Raw genomic sequence first — 21,914 nt, 5'->3', positions numbered from 1 at the left:
TCCTCCGTTGTCATCTCTGATGAAGATTTTCGTCACTCCACCAGCAATAATTTATAAAGCGGTTGATTCTCTTCAACCAAATCGGCAAGCGTGTAGTTATCCAGTTCCGTAAGAAAACTTTGCACGGCCTTAGAAAGTGCCTGCTTCAACCGACAGGCAGGTGTAATGTGGCAAAACTCACTGCTGCAATTCACCAGCGATAAGGGCTCCAGCTCGCGCACCACATCACCAATACGTATCGCACTCGCCGGTTTACCAAGACGAATGCCGCCATTTTTTCCACGAACAGCAGTCACGTAGCCGGCACGACTAAGTTGATTGATTATTTTGACCATATGATTACGGGAGACGCCGTAGACGTCAGTCACTTCAGAAATACTGGTCATCCGCCCTTCTGGCAATGATGCCATATAGATCAGCGCGCGTAATCCGTAATCAGTGAAACTCGTTAACTGCACATCAACCTCAAAAAAGGGAAATCGGGAAAAAATACATTTATATTGATGATAAACCAGCCACAAGCTGTGTCGCTAATTTATTTCAGTTTGGGGAAGGAAAAAAGCGAGGATTTAACACTGTGTCGGATAGCGTAATAGCTTACCCGACACAGCAATGTATCACACTGTTAGCCCAGCAGGCAAAATATCTGCCGGGCGTACCAGAATTACGCGTCGAACGGGTCGCGCAGAATCATGGTTTCAGTACGATCCGGGCCGGTAGAGATGATATCGATCGGCACACCGGTCAGCTCTTCAATGCGCTTGATGTAGTTCAGCGCCGCCTGCGGCAGGCCGTTACGATCTTTCACGCCGAAGGTGGATTCAGACCAGCCCGGCATGGTTTCGTAAATCGGCTCTACACCTTTCCAGTCGTCAGCTGCCAGCGGAGTGGTCGTCACTTCGCGGCCATCCGGCATACGGTAAGCCACGCAGAGTTTCACCTCTTTCAGGCCATCCAGAACGTCCAGTTTGGTCAGGCAGAAGCCAGACAGGGAGTTCAGCTGTACTGCACGACGAACAGCAACGGTGTCCAGCCAGCCGGTACGACGACGACGACCCGTAGTTGCGCCGAATTCGTTACCCTGCTTGCAGAGGAACTCGCCAGTTTCATCAAACAGTTCGGTCGGGAACGGACCTGCACCTACACGAGTGGAGTAAGCCTTGAGGATACCCAGAACGTAATCAACATAACGCGGGCCCAGGCCGGAACCGGTCGCCACGCCACCTGCAGTGGTGTTGGAAGAAGTTACGTACGGATAAGTACCGTGGTCGATATCCAGCAGCGTACCCTGCGCACCTTCGAACATGACGAAATCGCCACGCTGACGCGCCTGGTCGAGCAGGTCAGAAACGTCAACCACCATGGAAGTCAGGATGTCGGCAACAGCCATCGTATCATCCAGAACTTTCTGGTAATCAACCGCTTCAACTTTGTAGTAGTTAACCAACTGGAAGTTGTGATATTCCATCACTTCTTTCAGTTTTTCAGCGAAGGTTTCTTTGTCGAAAAGGTCGCCAACACGCAGACCGCGACGTGCCACTTTATCTTCATAAGCAGGCCCGATACCACGACCCGTGGTGCCGATCGCTTTCGCGCCACGCGCTTTCTCACGCGCGTTATCCAGCGCAACGTGATAATCAAGGATCAGCGGACATGCTTCAGACAGTAGCAGACGCTCACGAACGGGGATGCCACGGTCTTCCAGTTCTTTCATCTCTTTCATCAGCGCAGCCGGAGACAGCACAACACCGTTACCGATGATGCTGGTTACATTCTCACGGAGAATACCTGATGGAATAAGATGGAGAACGGTTTTTTCACCGTTGATTACGAGAGTATGGCCTGCGTTGTGACCGCCCTGGTAGCGTACAACATATTTAGCCCGTTCAGTCAGAAGATCGACGATCTTACCTTTACCTTCGTCACCCCATTGGGTGCCCAGTACGACGACGTTGTTACCCATTTTTCAAAATCACCGTTTGCTTAAAAATGGATTCTACCATCGCTTTTTCAGAGTTACAGCACTTTTTGCATCCAAAAATGACCTTAGTCAGTCTATTTTTTGTTCAGCCAATCGTTTTCCTCAACATGTAGTAGACCACAACGCCCGCAACCACAAGTCCACCGCCAAAACGACGTAAAATATTATCGGGTAAATTAGTCATTGCAGAAATCATCTTCTTCCACGCCTGTGGGTAAAGCATCGGCCCTAAACCTTCCAGCACCAAAACCAGAGCAAGCGCCAGCCAGATTGTCGAATTCATTCATTATCCTTATAGAAAAAGAAAACCACCGACATCCCTGAGGATGCGGTGGTTTTATTCACCTGTACCGCGGTCGTTATCTTAACGCGTCGTGGAGCTCGGCGTCTTCATGTAGCGGAAGAAATCGCTGTCCGGGCTCATGACCATCACGTCCTGATTGCCAGAGAAGCTGTTCTCATAAGCACGCAGGCTACGAATGAACGCATAGAAGTCTGGATCCTTGCTGAATGCGTCTGCAAACAGCTTGGCAGCTTCAGCATCGCCTTCACCGCGCATGATACGGCCCTGACGCTCTGCTTCTGCCAGCGTTCTGGTGACTTCATAGTCAGCAGTCGCACGCAGTTTTTCTGCTTCTTCCTGACCTTGTGAACGATGACGACGTGCTACCGCTTCACGCTCGGCGCGCATACGGTTGTAGATCGCTTCAGACACTTCGGTCGGCAGGTTGATCTGCTTAATACGCACATCGACAACTTCAATACCCAGCGCCGCCATACTGTTCGGGTTGATGACCGGAACTTTGCCCTTCGTCTCAGCCGTCACGCGCTCTGCCGCTTCGGCAATGGCGTTATCTGCCGCAGGGGTAGTAACTTCATCTTCTGTACCCGCAGAACCGGAGTTCAGCGCGTCACGCACTTCCAGGGTCAGACGACCACGGGAATCGGTGACGATGTCTTTCACGTCCAGGCGACCAATTTCAGAACGCAGACGGTCAGAGAACTTACGTTTCAACAGCACTTCCGCTTGCGAAATGTCGCCACCGCCCGTTGCCAGGTAGTAACGACTGAAATCGCTGATGCGCCATTTGATGTAAGAGTCGACGATCAGGTCTTTCTTCTCTTTGGTCACAAAGCGGTCGGCCTGGTTGTCCATGGTCTGAATACGCGCGTCGAGCATTTTCACCGTTTCAATAAACGGTATCTTGAAATGCAGACCCGGCTCATAAACCAGAGGTTTGTTGTCATCGTCACGCAGTACCTTACCAAAACGCAGCGTAATACCGCGCTCACCTTCTTTGACGACAAAGACAGACATGTAAAGCACTACCAGCACGATGATGATAATCGCGATAACTGACTTACGCATCGTTATTCCCCCTGACGCTGGTAGTCGTTACGCTGCGCGTTGGCGCGGCGTTGGTCCATAATATCGCCCTGACTGGTGGACGACGTGTTGCTTGCTCCACTGGTTGTGGAGGAAGAGGCTGGCGGCAGACGCAGCAGGTTGCTGGCACCGTTGTCGCTCTTCGCCGCAGGCGCATTGCCGCCTTTCAGCATCTGGTCTAACGGCAGAACCATCAGGTTGCCACCTTTATCGTTAACCAGCACTTTGCGGGTGTTGCCCAACACTTTTTCCATCGTCTCGATATACAGACGCTCGCGAGTAATTTCCGGCGCAGCTTTATATTCCGGCAGAAGTTTAGCAAAGCGCGCCACTTCACCCTGGGCTTCCAGGATGGTCTGGGCCTTGTACGCACGAGCCTCTTCGAGGATACGTTGCGCTTGACCGTTTGCACGCGGCTGAACTTCGTTGGTATACGCTTCTGCTTCACGAATGTATTGCTGTTCGTTTTCACGCGCGGCAATCGCATCGTCAAACGCCGCTTTTACTTCTTCCGGCGGACGAGCTGCCTGGAAGTTGACGTCCAGCAGAGTGATACCCATGTCATACGGGCGGATAGTCTCTTCCAGTTCGCGCTGAGTATCGCTACGAATTACGGTACGACCTTCCGTCAGAATGCGGTCCATGGTGTATTTACCGATAACCCCACGCAGGGCGCTGTCGGTTGCCTGACGCAGACTGTCATCCGGGCTGGTCACGCTATACAGGTATTTTTCCGGATTAGTGACGCGGTACTGCACGTTCATCTCAACGCGCACCACGTTCTCGTCCGATGTCAGCATCACACCGGAAGCAGCCAGTTCACGCACGGCTTCCACGTTCACCGGTTTTACTTCGTCGATAAACGTCGGCTTCCAGTTCAAACCAGGTTCAACCAGATGGCTGAATTTACCAAAGCGTGTTACCACGCCGCGTTCGGCTTCTTTAATGGTGTAGAAACCACTGGCCGCCCAGATAATGACAATCGCTGCCGCTGCGATGGTAACGACACGACCGCCAAGCTGCGGGCGCGGGCCTTGCGATGAACTACCACCGCCAGAACCGCTGCCTTTACCGCCGCCCAGACCACCGAGTTTTTTGCTCAGTTTGCGGAAGATATCATCTAAATCAGGTGGCCCTTGATCGCGACCGCCTTTGTTTCCATTTCCCTCAGAGTTGCCGCCAGGTTTGCTGCTTCCCCACGGGTCGCGGTCTTGTCCGTTATTACCGGGCTGATTCCACGCCATGTTTGTGCTCCATATTTGTTATGCGGTGATCCCTGTTGTCTTTCGACGCCAGAGGATATGACTCCACGCTTCAGACACTTTGCCGGTTAGATCAGGTAATCGATCAACGCCGGTTCTTGTTTACAGAGGCGACGCCAGTCAACGATCGGCATACGAACCTGCAGACTTACACTGCCGTCCTCCTCCATCCACTCTTTTTCTATTGCCTGAAGCTGATAAAAACGACTTCTCAGACGCCCTTCCTGCGGCGGCAGACGCAATGTATGCTGCGCCACCTCACCGGAAAGCCGCTCCGTCAAAGCCTGAAAAAGCTGTGGTATCCCCGCTCCGGTCTGCGCGGAAAGCCAGACACGGATCGGTTTATTCTCTTCGTCCCGATCAATACGCGGTTCGAAATCTTCCAGCATATCGATCTTGTTCATCACCAGCAGAGTTGGGATCTCGTGAGCATCGATCTCTTCAAGAACCGTATTCACCGCTTCGATGTTTTCTTGTACACGCACATCTGCCGCATCAATCACATGTAGCAGCAGTGTGGCTTGCCGCGTCTCTTGTAACGTGGCTTTAAATGCCGCCACCAAATCGTGCGGCAAATGGCGAATAAACCCTACGGTATCCGCCAGCACGGTTTCACCGACATCTGCGACGTCAATACGCCGCAACGTCGGGTCGAGGGTGGCAAACAACTGGTCTGCCGCATAGACCCGCGCTTCGGTGATGCGATTGAAAAGGGTAGATTTACCGGCGTTGGTATATCCCACCAGCGAAACAGTAGGAACGTCGGCTTTGATACGCGATTGCCGCCCCTGCTCACGCTGCTTTTCAACTCTTTCCAGGCGCGACTGTATCTGTACGATGCGATTACGCAACAAACGACGGTCGGTTTCGAGCTGGGTTTCACCAGGACCACGCAAACCGATCCCGCCTTTCTGTCTTTCAAGGTGGGTCCAGCCACGCACCAGGCGCGTAGCCAGATGGCGCAACTGCGCCAGCTCAACCTGCAACTTACCCTCATGAGTACGCGCACGTTGGGCAAAAATATCTAAAATAAGGCCGGTGCGGTCGATGACACGACACTCGCACAAACGCTCCAGGTTACGCTCCTGCGCCGGGCTCAGGGCATGGTCAAAAAGAACGACCGAAGCACCCGTCGCTTTTACGGCTTCCGCAATTTCAACTGCTTTACCTTCACCTACAAAATACTTTGGGTGCGGCGCTTTACGGCTACCGGTAATCACCTGCAATGCTTCGACACCGGCGGAAGAAACCAGAGATTCAAACTCCTGGAGGTCTTCCATATCTTTGTCTTGCGTAAAATAGATGTGTACCAGTACCGCCTGCTCACCAGCATCATAACGGTCAAACAAGCGTATAACCCTCTAAATAGATCAGCGGGGAACGCAGGATCGCTGGCTCCCCGTGTAAAAAAAACAGCCCGAAACCTTATTCGGTTTCTTCGCTGTCCTGTTGCGCGGAAGTATTCTGCGCGCTGCTACCGTGATGGTAGTTACTGCTGGTACCGCCACCGGCGTTGTTACTGTGATGAGAAACCGGGCGAGACGGGACAACAGTAGAAATCGCGTGCTTATAAACCATCTGGCTCACCGTGTTTTTCAACAGGATCACGAATTGATCAAAAGACTCGATTTGTCCTTGCAGCTTAATACCATTCACCAAATAAATAGAAACTGGAACACGTTCCCGACGCAGTGCGTTCAGGAACGGATCTTGTAAAGATTGCCCCTTAGCCATTCTCTCTTTTCCTTATATGCTTATTTGTACTTTGAACCTTTCGATTCTGAAAAAATTGCGCACGATACGTCTCAATTGTACACATTCAGCCTGCGATAGCACCAACAACCTGTAATACTTCGTCACGCGCCTGTTCTGGTTTTTCACTGTCAAGCCAGTGAACCCCTTCCCAACCACGCAGCCAGGTTATCTGCCGCTTCGCCAACTGTCTCGTGGCGCAAACACCTCGATAAACCATTTCATCGTATGAGATTTCGCCTTCAAGGTAAGACCACATCTGGCGATAACCCACGCAACGAATGGAAGGCAAGTCCGTATGCAAATCTCCTCGGGCAAAAAGAGCCCGGACTTCTGCTTCAAAACCTGAAGCCAACATCTGATGAAAACGCTGCTCAATTCGTTGATGGAGCAGTTCACGGCTCGCCGGGGCGATGGCGAACTGATGCACCTGATACGGTAGAGCGTCTCCTGACGTTTGCGTCAGTTCCGTTAAAGTTTTACCCGAAATGAAAAAAACTTCCAGTGCTCGGGAAAGCCTTTGTGGATCATTTGGATGAATCCTTGCTGCCGCAACCGGATCTACCTCCTGAAGTTGACGATGCAATGACTCCCAACCTTGCTCTGCCGCCTGTTGCTCAATTCTGGCCCGTACTTCCGGGTCCGCCGACGGTAGTGGCGACAACCCTTCCAGCAACGCCTTGAAATACAACATCGTACCGCCCACTAACAGTGGGATTCGCCCCGCCGCCGTGATATCGGCCATCTCCGCCAGCGCATCGCGGCGAAAATCAGCGGCCGAATAAGCCTGTGACGGATCGCGAATATCCAGCAATCGGTGCGGCGCAGCGAGTAACTCTTCAGCGTTCGGCTTCGCCGTCCCGATATCCATCCCTTTGTAAATAAGGGCTGAATCAACGCTTATCAACTCTACTGGTAAAATTTTACGCAGCTCAATGGCTAACGCCGTTTTACCGGAGGCCGTCGGCCCCATCAAAAAAATCGCCTTAGGCAGGCTCGCCTTACTGATATCACTCATCTTTCAGGGCTTTTATCGCCGGATGTAAATCAACAGATTGTAACAGACCACCCGGCGGCGTTTTCACAAGCTGCGGACATAACCGTTCTACGTCCGCCAGCAGGGTAATGGCCTGTGCCATCGACCACTGCGCATGTTCGCTCATCAGATTTCGTGCAATCCACTGCGCAATATTGCCAGGTTCGAATACGGACTGCTTCGCCAGGTAGCCTATCAGTTCAGGAATCAAGATTTGTAAATTTTGTTGGCGTAAGGGTAAAGGCACGGCCCTGATGGTCACATGCTGCGCATCGGACTGAAATTCAATACCTAATTCCGCCAGTGCAGACTGCGCTTTTTCTAAGGCCGATCTTTCTTCACCAGAGACTTTTAGCCGCAGCGGAATAAGCAGCGGCTGGGCGCAGACCGGCACATCCCCCGGCGTTAACTGCGCCTGACGTAACCAACGTTCCGCCACCGGCAGGGCTAAAAGTGAAATGTTGCCGTCACGTTCCAGCAGCGCACAGTCCGAATGGACGATAGTCAGCACCCGACCAAAGCTTTGACCATTCGCAGCCAGCGTAAGTTCCTGCGATTCTTGTACTTTTGGTTTGTGCATCGGTGCAGGCGTTTGCAACAGCTGGCGATACACATCGCCTTGCTGTTTCTGGTAGCCCGGTTGCGCGTTCGGCCACGGGGCGGCCTGACGGCTACCACTACTTGTTGCGGGCGCAGGAGATGAAGACGGAGAGTAACGCGGAGCCACTGGCTCACGAACTGCCGGTTCAGCAAAGTGATTACGTCCTGCTGCCACGCGGTTTTCCGGTATATGGCGCGGTGCTGGCTGGGCGTTATCTTCCAACGGCAAAGGCGTTTCCAGTTGCTGTTGCAGCACACTCAGCACGCCCTGATAGATAAAATCATGCACCAGCCGCGACTGATGAAAGCGCACTTCGTGTTTTGCCGGATGGACGTTGACGTCCACCTGATGCGGGTCGATCTCGAGATACAGCACAAACGCCGGTTGCTGATCGGCGCCCAGTTTGTCTTCGCAGGCCTGGCGGATCGCGTGATTAATCAGGCGATCGCGCATCATGCGCCCATTTACGTAGCAATACTGAATTTCCGCCAGTGCGGGCGTGATGTGATTCGGATCAGCCACCCAGCCGCGCAGAGTGAGATCGCCGTGTTGCCATTCGATCGCCAGCGCGTGTTCGAGAAAAGCGGTGCCGCAAATCGCCCCTAAACGGCGTTCTTTTTGCCCGCCTTCCGGTACTGCGCGGTACTGGCGCACTATTTTGCCGTTATGCGACAGATTGATAGTGACGTCGAAACGCGCCAGCGCGATGCGGCGGATAATTTCATCAATATGGTTAAATTCAGTTTTCTCGGTGCGCAGGAATTTGCGCCGCGCCGGGGTATTGTAGAACAGATCCAACACCTCCAGCGTCGTTCCCACCGGATGGGCCGCCGGTTTCACCGTCACGTCCATATCGCGGCCTTCGGCATAGGCCTGCCAGGCTTCCTGCTGCTCCGCGGTACGCGAAGTGAGCGTCAGACGGGAAACTGAACTGATACTCGCCAGCGCCTCACCGCGAAAGCCCAGGCTGATAATAGCTTCGAGATCGTCCAGAGAGGCGATTTTACTGGTGGCATGACGCGCCAGCGCCAGCGCCAGCTCGTCTTTTTTGATACCGCAGCCGTTATCACGAATGCGGATGAGTTTCGCCCCGCCACGTTCGATATCAATATCAATGCGCGTCGCACCCGCATCGAGGCTGTTTTCCACCAGTTCTTTGACTACCGACGCAGGTCGCTCGACCACCTCACCTGCGGCAATCTGGTTCGCCAGTTGTGGCGGTAAGACCTGAATTGGCATCAATCTTCCTTAGTTTGGCAGCGTGCGGTCTGGCGTCGTCACCGTGCTGGCAGTTTGTGCCGATGCACCCTGCGGCGCAGACTGCATCGGATGCGCAAGGAAGTAATTGCGCAAGCCGTTGTAAATGGCTTCTGCCAGCTGTTGTTGGTAATCGTCGCTCGCCAGCAAACGTTCTTCGCTGTTATTGCTGATAAAACCAGTTTCGACCAGTACTGACGGGATATCCGGCGAACGCAGAACACCGAGACTAGCGTGTTCTGGTCGGCGTTTATGAATTTCGCCAATGCGTTGCAACTGACTGATCATATTGGTAGCCACATCATACCCTACCCGCTGGGAATGACCGAATTGTAAATCCAGCACCGCCTGGCTTAGGTACGGATCTGCCTGACTATTGGCCAGCACGTCACCCGCCCCGCCCAATAGCTCCGACTGCTTCTCATGCTGTTCCAGCCAGCTTGCCATTTCGCTGTTCGCACGACGGTTTGAGAGCACCCATACGGAAGCGCCGGTGGCACTACGGTTTGGTGCGGCATCGGCATGAATCGACACGAGGAAATTGGCGTTTTGCTTACGTGCCACATCACTGCGCCCCATCACCGAGATAAAGTAATCCCCGTCACGGGTTAAAACGCCCTTAAACATGGGATCGTTATTGAGCAAGGTGCGCAATTTACGTGCAATGGCGATGGTGACATTTTTCTCACGCGTGCCGCCGGGGCCGATAGCGCCAGGGTCCTGGCCGCCGTGTCCGGCATCAATAGCGATGACAATTTTATCGCCAGTGTTAGCCGTCGCGCGGGCTGCCGGACGCGTCACCGTATTGCTGCTGATAACGCCCGTAGTACGGTTGCTTTCCGTTTTAAACGGATTGCGCGCCGGTTCACTGACACGCGGGGCAACCACTGGCGGAGTCTCAACGCGCTTAGCAACCACAGGCGGCGGAGGGGGCAGTGGTGGCGCATCGGCGTTAATCGTAAAGACGACGGTGTAATTGCTGCCATTCTGCCGCTTCACCGCTTCGGTTTTGCCATTTTCGGTGAGATCGACCACCAGCCGCAGCGTTTGCGCATCTTTTGGTGTACCAGAGCGAATAGCTTTCACCAGGTTATTACCGCTGAACAACAACGGCAGCCCCTGAATCACACCGGTTTGTTTGATATCGAGCGCTACAGTACGTTTACCTTGATGGCTAAAGGCATAATCAGGATCGCCAATAAAACTCAACGTTATCCGCGCCTGTTGATTGCCGTTAGAAACCTGAATATCAGAGAGCGTAGCGGCGCCAGCCTGCGCGCACAGCAGCACCAACGTCGCTACCAACCAATTTCTGATGCGATACATCATCCCGCCACCTTTCAAAGGTTAACCGGCTAAACGCGCCAGCAACAATTCACCCGCAGAGGAGACAGCACTCACGCGCGCCTCACGGCCTTGTGCCTGATAATCAATGTGTATTTCGACGTCCGGGTCAGGAAGAACACCTGTACCTTGTTGTGGCCACTCCACCAGGCAGATGGCATCGTTGGCAAAATAATCGCGGATCCCCATAAACTCCAGCTCCTCGGGATCGGCAAGGCGGTACAAATCAAAGTGATAAACCATTAAGTTGTCGAGCGTATAGGGTTCGACCAGCGTATAAGTGGGGCTTTTGACATTACCCTGATGGCCCAGAGCCTGTAAAAAGCCCCGGCTAAAGGTGGTTTTACCTGCGCCTAAATCGCCGTACAGATAGATTACAGTCGCGCCTTCGCAGGCTTTCGCTACCCGCTCGCCCAGCTCTAATGTTGCCTGCTCATCAGGGAGCGGAATTACTCGATTCATCATGGTTTTTATCAGTCACTTCCGGGTTAACAATACGCTGTAGCGTGGAAAAGAGATCGGTTGCCAGCATTCCGCGCGTTCCAAAACGCGCCGCCAGTACGTCAGCTGCCGCACCGTGTGCGACACAGCCCGCGCACGCTGCATCATACGGCGACAATTTTTGCCCAAGCAATGCACCAATAATACCAGAGAGTACATCGCCCATGCCGCCGCTGGCCATGCCTGCATTTCCGGCATCAATAATACTTAAGGCGTCAGGATGCGCAGCGACCACGGTTCCGGCACCTTTAAGCACCGCCACGCCACCATAACGTTGTACCAGACGTTGTGCGCAATGTAAGCGGTCACTTTCAATTTCAGCGACGGAACAGCCTAACAACCGTGCGGCCTCGCCAGGATGCGGCGTGATCACGCGATTGTGACGCTTATCGGGATTGATTGCCAGCAGGTTCAATGCATCGGCATCCCACAACATCGGTTTGCGAAAGTTCTCAACTTTTTGCAGGGCTTTTTTCCCCCACTCTTGCTGACCCAGACCAGGGCCAATCACCACCACATCGGCCCATTCCAGGCTTTCGGTAAGAGAGTCCATAGTCAGTTCGTGCACCATCAATTCCGGGCGTGCAGTCAGCAGTGGCGCAATGTTTTCACTGCGAGTCAGCACTCGGACTAAACCAGCACCAGCACGTAGCGCTGCTTCGCCCGTCATGCGGATAGCGCCCGCCGTGCCGTGATCGCCGCCGATAATCACCAGTCGCCCGTGCTCGCCTTTATGCGATGTCGGGCGACGCGGTTTCAGCCAGTGAGAAAGTTGTTCAGCAGAAAACCGTTGAATTTTCGTCTCCTGACCTGCCAGCCAGCTATCCAGCCCCAGAGAGTCAAAATGCAGATGTCCGGTAACATCCCGCGCTTTCCCGGTGAGCAAGCCAGGTTTCAGAGCAATAAAGGTGATAGTGTGAGAAGCGTTGATCACCGCACCTGGCGTGGCGCCGGTTTCTGCCAACAGGCCGGAAGGGATATCAACCGCCACAATCGGCGCGGGATGGGTATTAGCATGGTCGATTAATTGGCTAATAGATTCACGAGGCGCTTGCTGCAATCCGGTGCCGAGCAGCGCATCAACTATCAGCTCCACCGACTCGGGCCAGACAATATTCGTCGCATGGATTTCGCCTCCCGCGTTTAACCATGCCTCGCGTGCCAGCGCGGCCTCTTCCGGTAACGGTTTGTCACTCTCCTGGGCCAGCAGCGTAACCTCAATGCCGAGCGCTTTTGCCAGCCGCGCGACCACGTAGCCATCGCCGCCGTTATTGCCATGGCCGCACAGCACCAGCCAGTGGCGGGCGTCAGGATAAGTCGAACGACACACCTGAAATGCGGCTTCGCCAGCGCGAAGCATCAACTCATAGAGTGTTAGCCCCATCGCATCGGCCGCCTCGCGTTCGCCGCGTCGGATATCATCGGCGTGCCAGACGGTGTGTGGTATACTTACGGGGTTTTTCTTCATTGTATGGTCCGTCATGTCAGAGCCCCTCGATTTCAATCAATTAGCGCAAAAAATTAAACAATGGGGGCTGGAACTGGGCTTTCAGCAGGTAGGTATTACCGATACCGATCTCAGCGAGTCCGAGCCAAAACTGCAAGCATGGCTGGACAAACAATACCATGGCGAAATGGACTGGATGGCGCGCCACGGTATGCTGCGCGCCCGCCCTCACGAATTATTGCCCGGTACACTGCGCGTAATCAGCGTACGGATGAATTATCTTCCTGCCAACGCCGCATTTGCCAGCACGCTGAAAAATCCCAAACTCGGCTATGTTAGCCGTTATGCGCTGGGCCGTGACTATCACAAGCTTCTGCGCAACCGACTTAAAAAGCTGGGCGAGATGATTCAGCAACATTGTGTTTCGCTGAATTTTAGACCGTTTGTCGATTCTGCGCCTGTTCTTGAGCGCCCGTTAGCTGAAAAAGCAGGACTTGGCTGGACAGGTAAGCACTCACTTATCCTCAATCGCGAGGCTGGTTCGTTCTTCTTTTTAGGTGAACTGCTGGTCGATATTCCGCTGCCTGTGGATCACCCGGTCGAGGAAGGATGCGGTAAATGCGTCGCCTGTATGACGATTTGCCCGACAGGGGCCATCGTCGAGCCATATACCGTCGATGCTCGCCGCTGCATTTCTTATCTGACGATAGAACTGGAAGGGTCAATCCCGGAAGAGTTACGCCCGTTAATGGGAAACCGTATTTACGGTTGCGATGACTGCCAGCTTATCTGCCCGTGGAATCGCTATTCACAACTGACAACTGAAGACGATTTCAGCCCGCGCAAACCACTACACGCACCGGAACTCATTGAGTTATTCGCCTGGAGCGAAGAGAAGTTCTTAAAAATAACGGAAGGGTCGGCGATTCGTCGTATTGGCCACCTACGCTGGCTGCGTAATATCGCCGTAGCATTAGGAAATGCGCCATGGGATGAAGCGATTCTGACGGCGCTGGAAAGTCGTAAAGGTGAGCACCCACTTCTCGATGAACACATAGCGTGGGCGATTGCGCAGCAAATCGAGAGACGAAATACCAGCGTGGTCGAAGTGCAATTACCGAAAAAACAGCGTCTGGTTCGTGTAATTGAAAAGGGACTGCCACGTGACGCCTGATTCATCCACAGCTTGTGAATAAAAATAAAAACGCATTGCAATTCAAGACGAATATCATCGTCAAGTGATCGATACGACAAAACGTAATCTTAATTTTCAACTTATATATCAACAAGTTAAAAAATTACTATTCACCGTGCGAAGTTTTTCTGAAATTAAGATTACGGCCCGGACCTGTGGATAACTCTGTTTACAAGAGTTTGTCAGAGACAACAAAAACCAGCAATAACGCATCGCGTCGCTGTGGATATTTTATTGGGAGAAGAATTTGGAGCGGGAAACGAGACTCGAACTCGCGACCCCGACCTTGGCAAGGTCGTGCTCTACCAACTGAGCTATTCCCGCTTGGGTGGCCTGTGCCTTTCAGCACTTTCAAATTTTGGAGCGGGAAACGAGACTCGAACTCGCGACCCCGACCTTGGCAAGGTCGTGCTCTACCAACTGAGCTATTCCCGCTTAATCTTCGTCTTTCGAAGCGCTACTGCCTTGGCTGCCTTCACTCACCTTAGTCACTTACTTTTGTAAGCTCCGAAGGATTCGTTCAGTTGCCGCCTTGTCGCAATTCGAAATACTGCGATTGGGTGGTCTGTGCCTTTCAGCACTTTTCAAATTTTGGAGCGGGAAACGAGACTCGAACTCGCGACCCCGACCTTGGCAAGGTCGTGCTCTACCAACTGAGCTATTCCCGCGTACTACTTAATTTTTGCTTTCGTAATTTCGCATTTCTGCGTCGTTACGGGAGGCGCATTATACGAGAAATCTTTCCCTCTGCAACCCCCCTAAAAAAAATTTTTTGAATTTTTATCTCAAGTGCTGAAATTATCAGCAAGTCGTTCAATTTAGCGTCAAAATCACGCCGCCGCAAGTGGATTCCGGCTGTTATGTGACCAGGAAAAATTTTACAGCTTGATAAAATGCTCGCGGTAGTAAGCCAGCTCCGCAACTGATTCGCGGATATCATCCATCGCCTGATGCGTCCCCTGCTTGGTAAAGCCATCAAGAATTTCCGGCTTCCAGCGGCGCGCCAGCTCTTTCAGCGTGCTGACATCGAGATAGCGGTAGTGAAAGTACGACTCCAGCTCCGGCATGTATTTGAACAGGAAGCGGCGATCCTGGCCGATGCTGTTACCGCAGATGGGTGATTTACCCGCAGGCACCCACTGTTTTAAAAATTCGAGCGTCGCCAGTTCTGCTTCTCGATCGCCCATCGTGCTCGCTTTCACGCGCTCAACTAGCCCGCTGGCGGTATGAGTACGCACGTTCCAGTCATCCATCAGCGCCAGCTGTTCATCAGACTGGTGTACTGCAATGGTCGGCCCTTCTGCCAGAATATTCAGGTTGGCATCGGTCACCAGCGTGGCAATCTCAATAATGCGATCGCGCTCGGGATCCAGACCGGTCATCTCAAGATCGATCCAAATCAGGTTGTTTTCATTGGCACTCATGCTATTTTCCACCCATTCACAGTGACTATATTGATCCACAATTGCGTGTATCATAGATGTTTTGCCCATCAGGGGCGACCAGGAGTCTGTACGATTGAGTAAAAATAAACTCTCCAAAGGCCAGCAGCGCCGTGTGAACGCCAATCACCAGCGTCGTCTTAAAACGTCTAAGGAGAAGCCCGACTACGACGACAATCTGTTTGGCGAGCCTGATGAAGGTATCGTCATCAGCCGCTTTGGCATGCACGCTGATGTGGAATCCGCCGATGGCGACGTTCACCGCTGCAATATTCGCCGCACCATCCGTTCACTGGTGACCGGCGATCGCGTAGTCTGGCGTCCGGGTAAAGCGGCGGCGGAAGGTGTAAATGTCAAAGGGATCGTGGAAGCGGTGCATGAACGCACCTCGGTGTTGACGCGCCCGGATTTCTACGACGGCGTGAAACCCATAGCCGCCAACATCGATCAGATTGTTATTGTCTCCGCCATTTTGCCGGAACTGTCGCTCAATATCATCGACCGTTACCTGGTGGCCTGCGAAACCTTGCAGATTGAGCCGATTATTGTGCTCAACAAGATAGACCTGCTGGACGACGAAGGCATGGCGTTCGTCAACGAACAGATGGATATCTACCGCAATATCGGTTATCGCGTATTGATGGTTTCCAGCCATACTCAGGATGGACTGAAACCGCTGGAAGAGGCGCTGACCGGGCGCATCAGCATTTTTGCCGGGCAATCTGGCGTTGGCAAATCCAGCCTGCTGAACGCGTTGCTGGGGCTGCAAAAAGAGATCCTGACCAACGATGTGTCTGACAACTCTGGTCTGGGCCAGCACACCACGACTGCCGCTCGGCTGTATCACTTCCCGCACGGCGGCGATGTGATTGATTCTCCGGGGGTACGTGAATTCGGACTCTGGCATCTCGAGCCGGAACAAATCACTCACGGTTTTGTCGAATTCCATGACTACTTAGGTCTGTGCAAATACCGCGATTGCAAACACGATACCGATCCGGGCTGCGCTATCCGTGAAGCCGTTGACGAAGGGAAAATCGCGGAAACCCGTTTCGAAAACTATCACCGTATTCTGGAAAGCATGGCGCAGGTAAAAACGCGTAAAAACTTTTCTGATACGGATGACTGACAATTAAGCTAACCGTCGTTAGAATCGTCCCCTTTTTTTTCAGGATCCGGCATGAACGTCGGATCAGGAACGACAAAACAATGGCCTGGAGGCTACCTTGTTAAATTCATTCAAACTTTCGCTACAGTACATTCTGCCGAAACTATGGCTTACTCGCCTGGCGGGTTGGGGCGCAAGCAAGCGAGCAGGATGGCTGACAAAACTGGTTATCGATCTGTTCGTTAAATACTACAAGGTCGACATGCAAGAGGCGCAGAAGCCAGACACCGCCAGCTACCGTACCTTTAACGAATTCTTTGTCCGTCCGCTGCGTGACGAAGTACGCCCAATCGATACCGATCCGAATGTTCTGGTCATGCCTGCCGATGGCGTGATCAGTCAGTTGGGTAAAATCGAAGAAGATAAAATCCTGCAAGCCAAAGGCCACAACTACAGCCTCGAAGCCCTGCTGGCAGGTAACTATCTGATGGCGGATCTCTTCCGCAACGGTACGTTTGTGACCACTTACCTCTCCCCGCGTGACTATCACCGCGTACACATGCCGTGTAACGGTATTCTGCGTGAGATGATCTATGTGCCGGGCGATCTCTTCTCCGTTAACCATCTCACCGCCCAGAACGTACCGAATCTGTTTGCCCGTAACGAACGCGTTATCTGCCTGTTCGATACCGAATTTGGCCCGATGGCGCAGATCCTGGTCGGGGCGACGATTGTTGGCAGCATTGAGACGGTCTGGGCGGGTACCATTACGCCGCCGCGCGAAGGCATCATCAAACGCTGGACCTGGCCTGCCGGGGAAAACGACGGCTCCGTGGCGCTGCTGAAAGGCCAGGAAATGGGCCGCTTTAAACTCGGTTCCACCGTTATCAACCTGTTTGCGCCGGGTAAAGTGAATCTGGTTGAGCAACTGGAAAGCCTGTCTGTCACTAAGATTGGTCAGCCGCTGGCTATCTCTGGCGAAACCTTTGTTGCGCCAGAAGCTGAACCTGCCCCGCTTCCTGCTGAAGAGATCCAGGCAGAACACGACGTCAGCCCATTGGTTGACGACAAAAAAGACCAGGTCTAATCCATCAAAGGAAACGCTGACGTGCGCCTGATTATCACTTTTCTGATGGCCTGGTGCCTCAGTTGGGGGGCGTACGCCGCGACGGCCCCCGATAGCAAACAAATCACCCAGGAACTGGAGCAGGCAAAAGCGGCGAAACCCGCGCAGCCGGAAGTCGTAGAGGCGCTCCAGTCTGCCTTAAATGCGCTTGAGGAACGAAAAGGTTCCCTTGACCGCATCAAGCAATATCAAGAAGTCATTGATAATTACCCGAAACTCTCCGCTACCCTTCGCGCACAGTTAAACAACATGCGTGACGAACCGCGCAGCGTATCGCCGGGAATGTCTACCGACGCGCTGAATCAGGAAATTCTCCAGGTCAGTAGTCAATTGCTGGATAAAAGCCGTCAGGCCCAGCAAGAGCAGGAACGCGCCCGCGAGATTGCGGATTCACTGAATCAACTGCCGCAACAGCAAACCGACGCCCGCCGTCAGTTGAATGAGATCGAGCGGCGTCTGGGAACGCTTACCGGCAATACCCCGCTCAACCAGGCGCAAAATTTTGCGTTGCAGTCAGACTCTGCACGTCTGAAAGCCCTCGTTGATGAACTGGAGCTGGCGCAACTGTCTGCCAATAACCGCCAGGAATTAGCGCGTTTACGCTCTGAGCTGGCAGAAAAAGAGAGTCAGCAGCTGGATGCGTATTTGCAGGCCTTGCGTAATCAGTTGAACAGCCAGCGCCAGCTGGAGGCGGAACGGGCGCTGGAAAGCACCGAGTTGTTGGCCGAAAGCAGTGCTGATTTGCCGAAAGATATCGTCGCGCAATTCAAAATTAACCGCGAACTTTCAGCGGCGCTGAATCAGCAGGCGCAGCGGATGGATCTTGTCGCTTCGCAACAGCGTCAGGCAGCCAGCCAGACGTTACAGGTCCGGCAGGCGTTGAATACGCTGCGTGAACAGTCGCAATGGCTGGGTTCGTCAAACCTGCTCGGTGAAGCGTTGCGGGCGCAGGTAGCACGGCTACCGGAAATGCCGAAACCACAACAGCTTGATACCGAAATGGCGCAGTTGCGCGTGCAACGGTTGCACTATGAGGATCTCCTCAATAAACAACCGCAACTGCGACAAATCCTTCAAGCTGACGGCCAACCGCTGACCGCCGAGCAAAACCGTATTCTCGAAGCACAACTGCGTACTCAGCGTGAGTTGCTTAACTCATTGTTGCAGGGCGGCGACACGCTGCTGCTTGAACTGACCAAGCTGAAAGTGTCTAACGGGCAACTGGAAGATGCGCTGAAAGAGGTCAACGAAGCGACGCACCGCTACCTGTTCTGGACCTCCGACGTGCGCCCAATGACCATCGCCTGGCCACTGGAGATAGCCCAGGATCTGCGCCGCCTCATCTCGCTGGACACCTTCAGCCAGTTAGGTAAAGCCAGCATCATGATGCTGACCAGCAAAGAGACGCTTTTGCCACTGTTTGGCGCATTGATTCTGGTCGGTTGCAGTATCTACTCGCGCCGCTATTTCACCCGTTTTCTCGAACGTTCGGCAGCGAAAGTCGGCAAAGTGACTCAGGATCACTTCTGGCTGACGTTGCGCACTCTTTTCTGGTCGATTCTCGTCGCGTCACCGTTGCCGGTGCTGTGGATGACACTGGGTTATGGCTTGCGCGAGGCGTGGCCTTATCCACTGGCGGTAGCGATTGGCGATGGCGTAACGGCCACCGTGCCGCTGCTGTGGGTAGTGATGATTTGCGCCACATTTGCCCGCCCTAACGGCTTGTTTATCGCCCATTTTGGCTGGCCACGCGAACGTGTTTCCCGCGGGATGCGCTACTACCTGATGAGCATCGGGCTTATCGTGCCGCTGATTATGGCGCTGATGATGTTCGATAACCTAGACGACCGCGAGTTTTCCGGTTCGCTGGGACGACTGTGCTTTATTCTTATTTGTGGCGCGCTGGCGGTGGTCACCCTCAGCCTGAAAAAAGCGGGGATCCCGCTGTATCTCAACAAAGAAGGTAGCGGCGACAATATTACCAACCATATGCTGTGGAACATGATGATCGGCGCACCGCTGGTCGCGATTCTGGCAGCGGCAGTCGGTTACCTGGCAACGGCACAGGCGCTGCTAGCAAGGCTTGAAACCTCAGTCGCCATTTGGTTCCTGCTGTTGGTGGTTTATCACGTTATCCGCCGCTGGATGCTAATCCAGCGACGCCGACTGGCTTTTGACCGGGCAAAGCATCGCCGGGCGGAAATGCTGGCGCAGCGCGCGCGTGGCGAAGAGGAAGCGCATCATCACAGTAGCCCGGAAGGGGCAATTGAAGTGGATGAAAGCGAAGTCGATCTCGATGCTATCAGTGCGCAGTCCTTGCGGCTGGTGCGCTCAATCCTGATGCTGATCGCCCTACTTTCAGTCATCGTGCTATGGTCAGAAATCCATTCCGCTTTCGGCTTCCTCGAAAATATTTCGCTGTGGGATGTCACCTCCACGGTACAGGGCGTGGAAAGTCTGGAGCCGATTACCCTCGGTGCGGTGCTGATTGCCATTCTGGTGTTTATCATCACCACGCAACTGGTGCGCAACCTGCCCGCCCTGCTGGAACTGGCAATCTTGCAGCATCTCGATTTAACGCCGGGTACCGGTTACGCCATCACCACCATCACCAAATATCTGCTGATGCTGATTGGTGGTCTGGTTGGCTTCTCGATGATTGGTATTGAGTGGTCGAAATTGCAGTGGCTGGTTGCCGCGCTTGGTGTTGGTCTGGGTTTTGGCTTGCAAGAGATTTTCGCCAACTTTATCTCTGGCCTGATTATCCTGTTCGAAAAGCCGATTCGCATTGGCGATACGGTAACGATCCGCGATCTTACCGGTAGCGTGACGAAAATTAACACCCGCGCCACCACCATCAGCGACTGGGACCGCAAAGAGATTATCGTGCCGAACAAGGCGTTTATTACTGAGCAGTTTATCAACTGGTCGCTCTCTGACTCAGTCACGCGCGTGGTGCTAACGATTCCGGCCCCTGCCGATGCCAACAGTGAAGAAGTGACGGAAATCTTGCTCACTGCTGCGCGCCGCTGCTCGCTGGTGATCGATAACCCGGCACCGGAAGTTTTCCTGGTGGATCTACAGCAAGGGATCCAGATTTTCGAGCTGCGTATTTACGCCGCAGAAATGGGCCACCGCATGCCGCTGCGCCATGAAATCCATCAACTGATTCTGGCAGGCTTCCACGCCCACGGTATCGATATGCCATTCCCGCCGTTCCAGATGCGTCTGGAAAGTCTGAACGGTAAACAAACGGGAAGAACATTAACTTCTGCGGGGAGACGTCGCCAGGCGGGAAGTCTGTAATGCATGAAGCTGCCGGAGTCGACTCTGGCAGCTTCAATCACCAACAAAACTGATAGCGCAGGAAAAACTGCCACAGCCAGTAGAAGAGGATTATTGCAATAACAAAATATTGCCAGAGAGAGCACTGCTTCCTCCAAATAACAGCATAAATGTATGGAATGAATAATGGTAAGGTCATTATAATACCAACTGGGCGAATATCATCATTCTCAAGGTATGTCATAACATCACAAATATTATTAATTCCTCTACCATCGACAAACCACTCTTTGTCTTGAACAGAAAGCATATCTATCCAAAATATGCTTATAAAAAACCAGATAAAGTTAAGGACAAATGATTTCCAGTTCATCATAGATTTTTCATTATTTTCATTAAGGCGATTTTCTTTTCAAGAATACGCCGACCATATTCACTGTATTCTCTCTGATGAGATCCTTTAGGTGCTGCTATGGAATCTATAATGTCTTGTTTATTTCTTTCAATACCACGGTTGTATCGGGAGCCAACTACAATTATCTGCTCATCGGTTAAATTAGTGGTATCACTTATTTCCGGATAGTCATAATGTATAAGGTCTCGTAAATGAAAGGCTACCACTCTAATGTTAAATCGGTCGTTTAGTAAGCACTGGGAAAGTTGGAACTGCTCAAAGGATGATAAAAGATCTGGTTGAATCCCCATAGTCCTGGCAGCAACTCCTAACTGTATTGCAACAGAACCTACTGAAGTAGAGTTTGAGTAGGTATTGCCTCCTCTCTTTGAAACAGCCTCCAGGATTTTTTTTAATTGTAGCACTCCCACTGGTTTAAGTCTTTCTGGCATTCCGCCAACCTCTGCAGCCGCAACACCCGCAAGTAATAATAAAGGAATTTGCGCCTCTTTGGCATATTGCCACAGCATATCACGGTGGTAAATCAACCATGATGTTTTATATAACCATAAGTGTGCTGTCCCCGTGCTGAACGTCCAGTTCGTCGGAAGAAAACGCCATCGAAAATAATCAATACCATTCCATTTAGGAAAGCCTAATTCATCAACCTGACAAAAAATAAGATTACTCATTTAAGGCCCCTCATTTAAATCATTCCCAGAATGAAGAGACAGTACTATCATCAGAAAAACTGATTTGTGATGGAACAGACAAAAAACGTTAAAAAAGACTTCAG

At 52.6% G+C, this 21,914-nt stretch carries 19 protein-coding genes and 3 tRNA genes; 4 read left to right on the top strand and 18 right to left on the bottom strand.

From position 1 onward, the window contains the following. Nucleotides 1-32 precede the first annotated feature (32 nt). From nsrR to nnr, 12 genes are all read right to left on the bottom strand, one after another. Nucleotides 33-458 carry a nitric oxide-sensing transcriptional repressor NsrR gene (gene nsrR, locus A9180_RS02175; protein WP_001177639.1) on the bottom strand — a complete coding sequence of 142 codons (426 nt, stop codon included), beginning with the start codon at nucleotides 456-458 and terminating at the stop codon, nucleotides 33-35. Between the two features lie 206 nt (nucleotides 459-664). Next, nucleotides 665-1,963 carry an adenylosuccinate synthase gene (gene purA / locus A9180_RS02170; protein WP_064525791.1) on the bottom strand — a complete coding sequence of 433 codons (1,299 nt, stop codon included), beginning with the start codon at nucleotides 1,961-1,963 and terminating at the stop codon, nucleotides 665-667. Nucleotides 1,964-2,066: 103 nt separating this feature from the next. Continuing rightward, the gene (locus tag A9180_RS02165) at nucleotides 2,067-2,264 is read right to left on the bottom strand and encodes a DUF2065 domain-containing protein (protein WP_001089300.1); all 198 of its coding nucleotides are present in this window, start codon (nucleotides 2,262-2,264) and stop codon (nucleotides 2,067-2,069) included. 81 nt (nucleotides 2,265-2,345) lie between these two features. Beyond that, nucleotides 2,346-3,350, bottom strand: coding sequence for a protease modulator HflC (hflC, locus tag A9180_RS02160; RefSeq protein ID WP_064525789.1), 1,005 nt, complete (start codon nucleotides 3,348-3,350; stop codon nucleotides 2,346-2,348). 2 nt (nucleotides 3,351-3,352) lie between these two features. Next, nucleotides 3,353-4,612 carry an FtsH protease activity modulator HflK gene (hflK, locus tag A9180_RS02155; RefSeq protein WP_001517623.1) on the bottom strand — a complete coding sequence of 420 codons (1,260 nt, stop codon included), beginning with the start codon at nucleotides 4,610-4,612 and terminating at the stop codon, nucleotides 3,353-3,355. 86 nt (nucleotides 4,613-4,698) lie between these two features. Next, nucleotides 4,699-5,979 (bottom strand): ribosome rescue GTPase HflX, encoded by a 1,281-nt coding sequence (gene hflX, locus A9180_RS02150; RefSeq protein WP_000460360.1) that lies wholly within the window; start codon nucleotides 5,977-5,979, stop codon nucleotides 4,699-4,701. A gap of 76 nt (nucleotides 5,980-6,055) precedes the next feature. Next, nucleotides 6,056-6,364: an RNA chaperone Hfq gene (gene hfq, locus A9180_RS02145; protein WP_001051883.1), complete on the bottom strand. Its 309-nt coding sequence runs from the start codon at nucleotides 6,362-6,364 to the stop codon at nucleotides 6,056-6,058. Nucleotides 6,365-6,449: 85 nt separating this feature from the next. Further along, nucleotides 6,450-7,400 (bottom strand): tRNA (adenosine(37)-N6)-dimethylallyltransferase MiaA, encoded by a 951-nt coding sequence (gene miaA, locus A9180_RS02140; protein ID WP_001280345.1) that lies wholly within the window; start codon nucleotides 7,398-7,400, stop codon nucleotides 6,450-6,452. Further along, complete coding sequence (gene mutL / locus A9180_RS02135) at nucleotides 7,393-9,258, bottom strand: DNA mismatch repair endonuclease MutL (RefSeq protein WP_064525788.1); 1,866 nt, start codon at nucleotides 9,256-9,258, stop codon at nucleotides 7,393-7,395. The genes miaA and mutL overlap by 8 nt, the downstream gene beginning before the upstream one ends. Before the next feature lie 9 nt (nucleotides 9,259-9,267). Next, complete coding sequence (gene amiB / locus A9180_RS02130; RefSeq protein ID WP_064525786.1) at nucleotides 9,268-10,605, bottom strand: N-acetylmuramoyl-L-alanine amidase AmiB; 1,338 nt, start codon at nucleotides 10,603-10,605, stop codon at nucleotides 9,268-9,270. Between the two features lie 18 nt (nucleotides 10,606-10,623). After that, nucleotides 10,624-11,085, bottom strand: coding sequence for a tRNA (adenosine(37)-N6)-threonylcarbamoyltransferase complex ATPase subunit type 1 TsaE (tsaE, locus tag A9180_RS02125; RefSeq protein ID WP_064525784.1), 462 nt, complete (start codon nucleotides 11,083-11,085; stop codon nucleotides 10,624-10,626). Continuing rightward, complete coding sequence (gene nnr, locus A9180_RS02120; protein WP_074399411.1) at nucleotides 11,057-12,604, bottom strand: bifunctional ADP-dependent NAD(P)H-hydrate dehydratase/NAD(P)H-hydrate epimerase; 1,548 nt, start codon at nucleotides 12,602-12,604, stop codon at nucleotides 11,057-11,059. Before nnr ends, tsaE begins: the two co-directional genes overlap by 29 nt. Between nnr and queG the strand changes: the two genes are divergently transcribed. Continuing rightward, the gene (queG, locus tag A9180_RS02115) at nucleotides 12,603-13,742 is read left to right on the top strand and encodes a tRNA epoxyqueuosine(34) reductase QueG (protein WP_064525783.1); all 1,140 of its coding nucleotides are present in this window, start codon (nucleotides 12,603-12,605) and stop codon (nucleotides 13,740-13,742) included. The two genes, nnr and queG, sit on opposite strands and share 2 nt — an antisense overlap. A 269-nt stretch (nucleotides 13,743-14,011) precedes the next feature. Here queG and A9180_RS02110 read toward each other — a convergent pair. From A9180_RS02110 to orn, 4 genes are all read right to left on the bottom strand, one after another. After that, a tRNA-Gly gene (locus A9180_RS02110) sits at nucleotides 14,012-14,087 on the bottom strand. 35 nt (nucleotides 14,088-14,122) lie between these two features. Then, nucleotides 14,123-14,198: transfer RNA gene (locus A9180_RS02105), tRNA-Gly, on the bottom strand. 157 nt (nucleotides 14,199-14,355) lie between these two features. Further along, nucleotides 14,356-14,431, bottom strand: a tRNA-Gly gene (locus A9180_RS02100). Nucleotides 14,432-14,641: 210 nt separating this feature from the next. Beyond that, on the bottom strand, nucleotides 14,642-15,187 hold the full coding sequence (orn, locus tag A9180_RS02095; protein WP_064525781.1) for an oligoribonuclease: 546 nt from the start codon (nucleotides 15,185-15,187) through the stop codon (nucleotides 14,642-14,644). Between the two features lie 94 nt (nucleotides 15,188-15,281). Between orn and rsgA the strand changes: the two genes are divergently transcribed. The 3 genes from rsgA (at nucleotide 15,282) to mscM (ending at nucleotide 20,745) form a co-directional block, all read left to right on the top strand. Further along, complete coding sequence (rsgA, locus tag A9180_RS02090; protein WP_064525780.1) at nucleotides 15,282-16,334, top strand: small ribosomal subunit biogenesis GTPase RsgA; 1,053 nt, start codon at nucleotides 15,282-15,284, stop codon at nucleotides 16,332-16,334. A gap of 97 nt (nucleotides 16,335-16,431) precedes the next feature. Beyond that, nucleotides 16,432-17,400, top strand: coding sequence for an archaetidylserine decarboxylase (asd, locus tag A9180_RS02085; protein WP_064525778.1), 969 nt, complete (start codon nucleotides 16,432-16,434; stop codon nucleotides 17,398-17,400). Nucleotides 17,401-17,421: 21 nt separating this feature from the next. After that, complete coding sequence (gene mscM / locus A9180_RS02080) at nucleotides 17,422-20,745, top strand: miniconductance mechanosensitive channel MscM (RefSeq protein WP_064525776.1); 3,324 nt, start codon at nucleotides 17,422-17,424, stop codon at nucleotides 20,743-20,745. Nucleotides 20,746-20,782: 37 nt separating this feature from the next. On the opposite strand, the gene A9180_RS02075 is transcribed toward mscM, so the two are convergent. Together A9180_RS02075 and A9180_RS02070 are read right to left on the bottom strand one after the other, a co-directional pair. Further along, on the bottom strand, nucleotides 20,783-21,097 hold the full coding sequence (locus tag A9180_RS02075) for a YjeO family protein (RefSeq protein ID WP_064525881.1): 315 nt from the start codon (nucleotides 21,095-21,097) through the stop codon (nucleotides 20,783-20,785). Continuing rightward, a complete protein-coding gene (locus tag A9180_RS02070; protein WP_064525774.1) occupies nucleotides 21,097-21,810 on the bottom strand; it encodes a hypothetical protein in 714 nt (237 codons plus the stop codon). The genes A9180_RS02075 and A9180_RS02070 overlap by 1 nt, the downstream gene beginning before the upstream one ends. Nucleotides 21,811-21,914: the final 104 nt, after the last annotated feature.

Source organism: Escherichia sp. B1147 (genome assembly GCF_001660175.1).
Classification (GTDB): Bacteria; Pseudomonadota; Gammaproteobacteria; order Enterobacterales; family Enterobacteriaceae; genus Escherichia; species Escherichia whittamii.
Note: the sequence above shows the minus strand (reverse complement) of the source record. Positions and strands in the feature narration are given on the sequence as shown.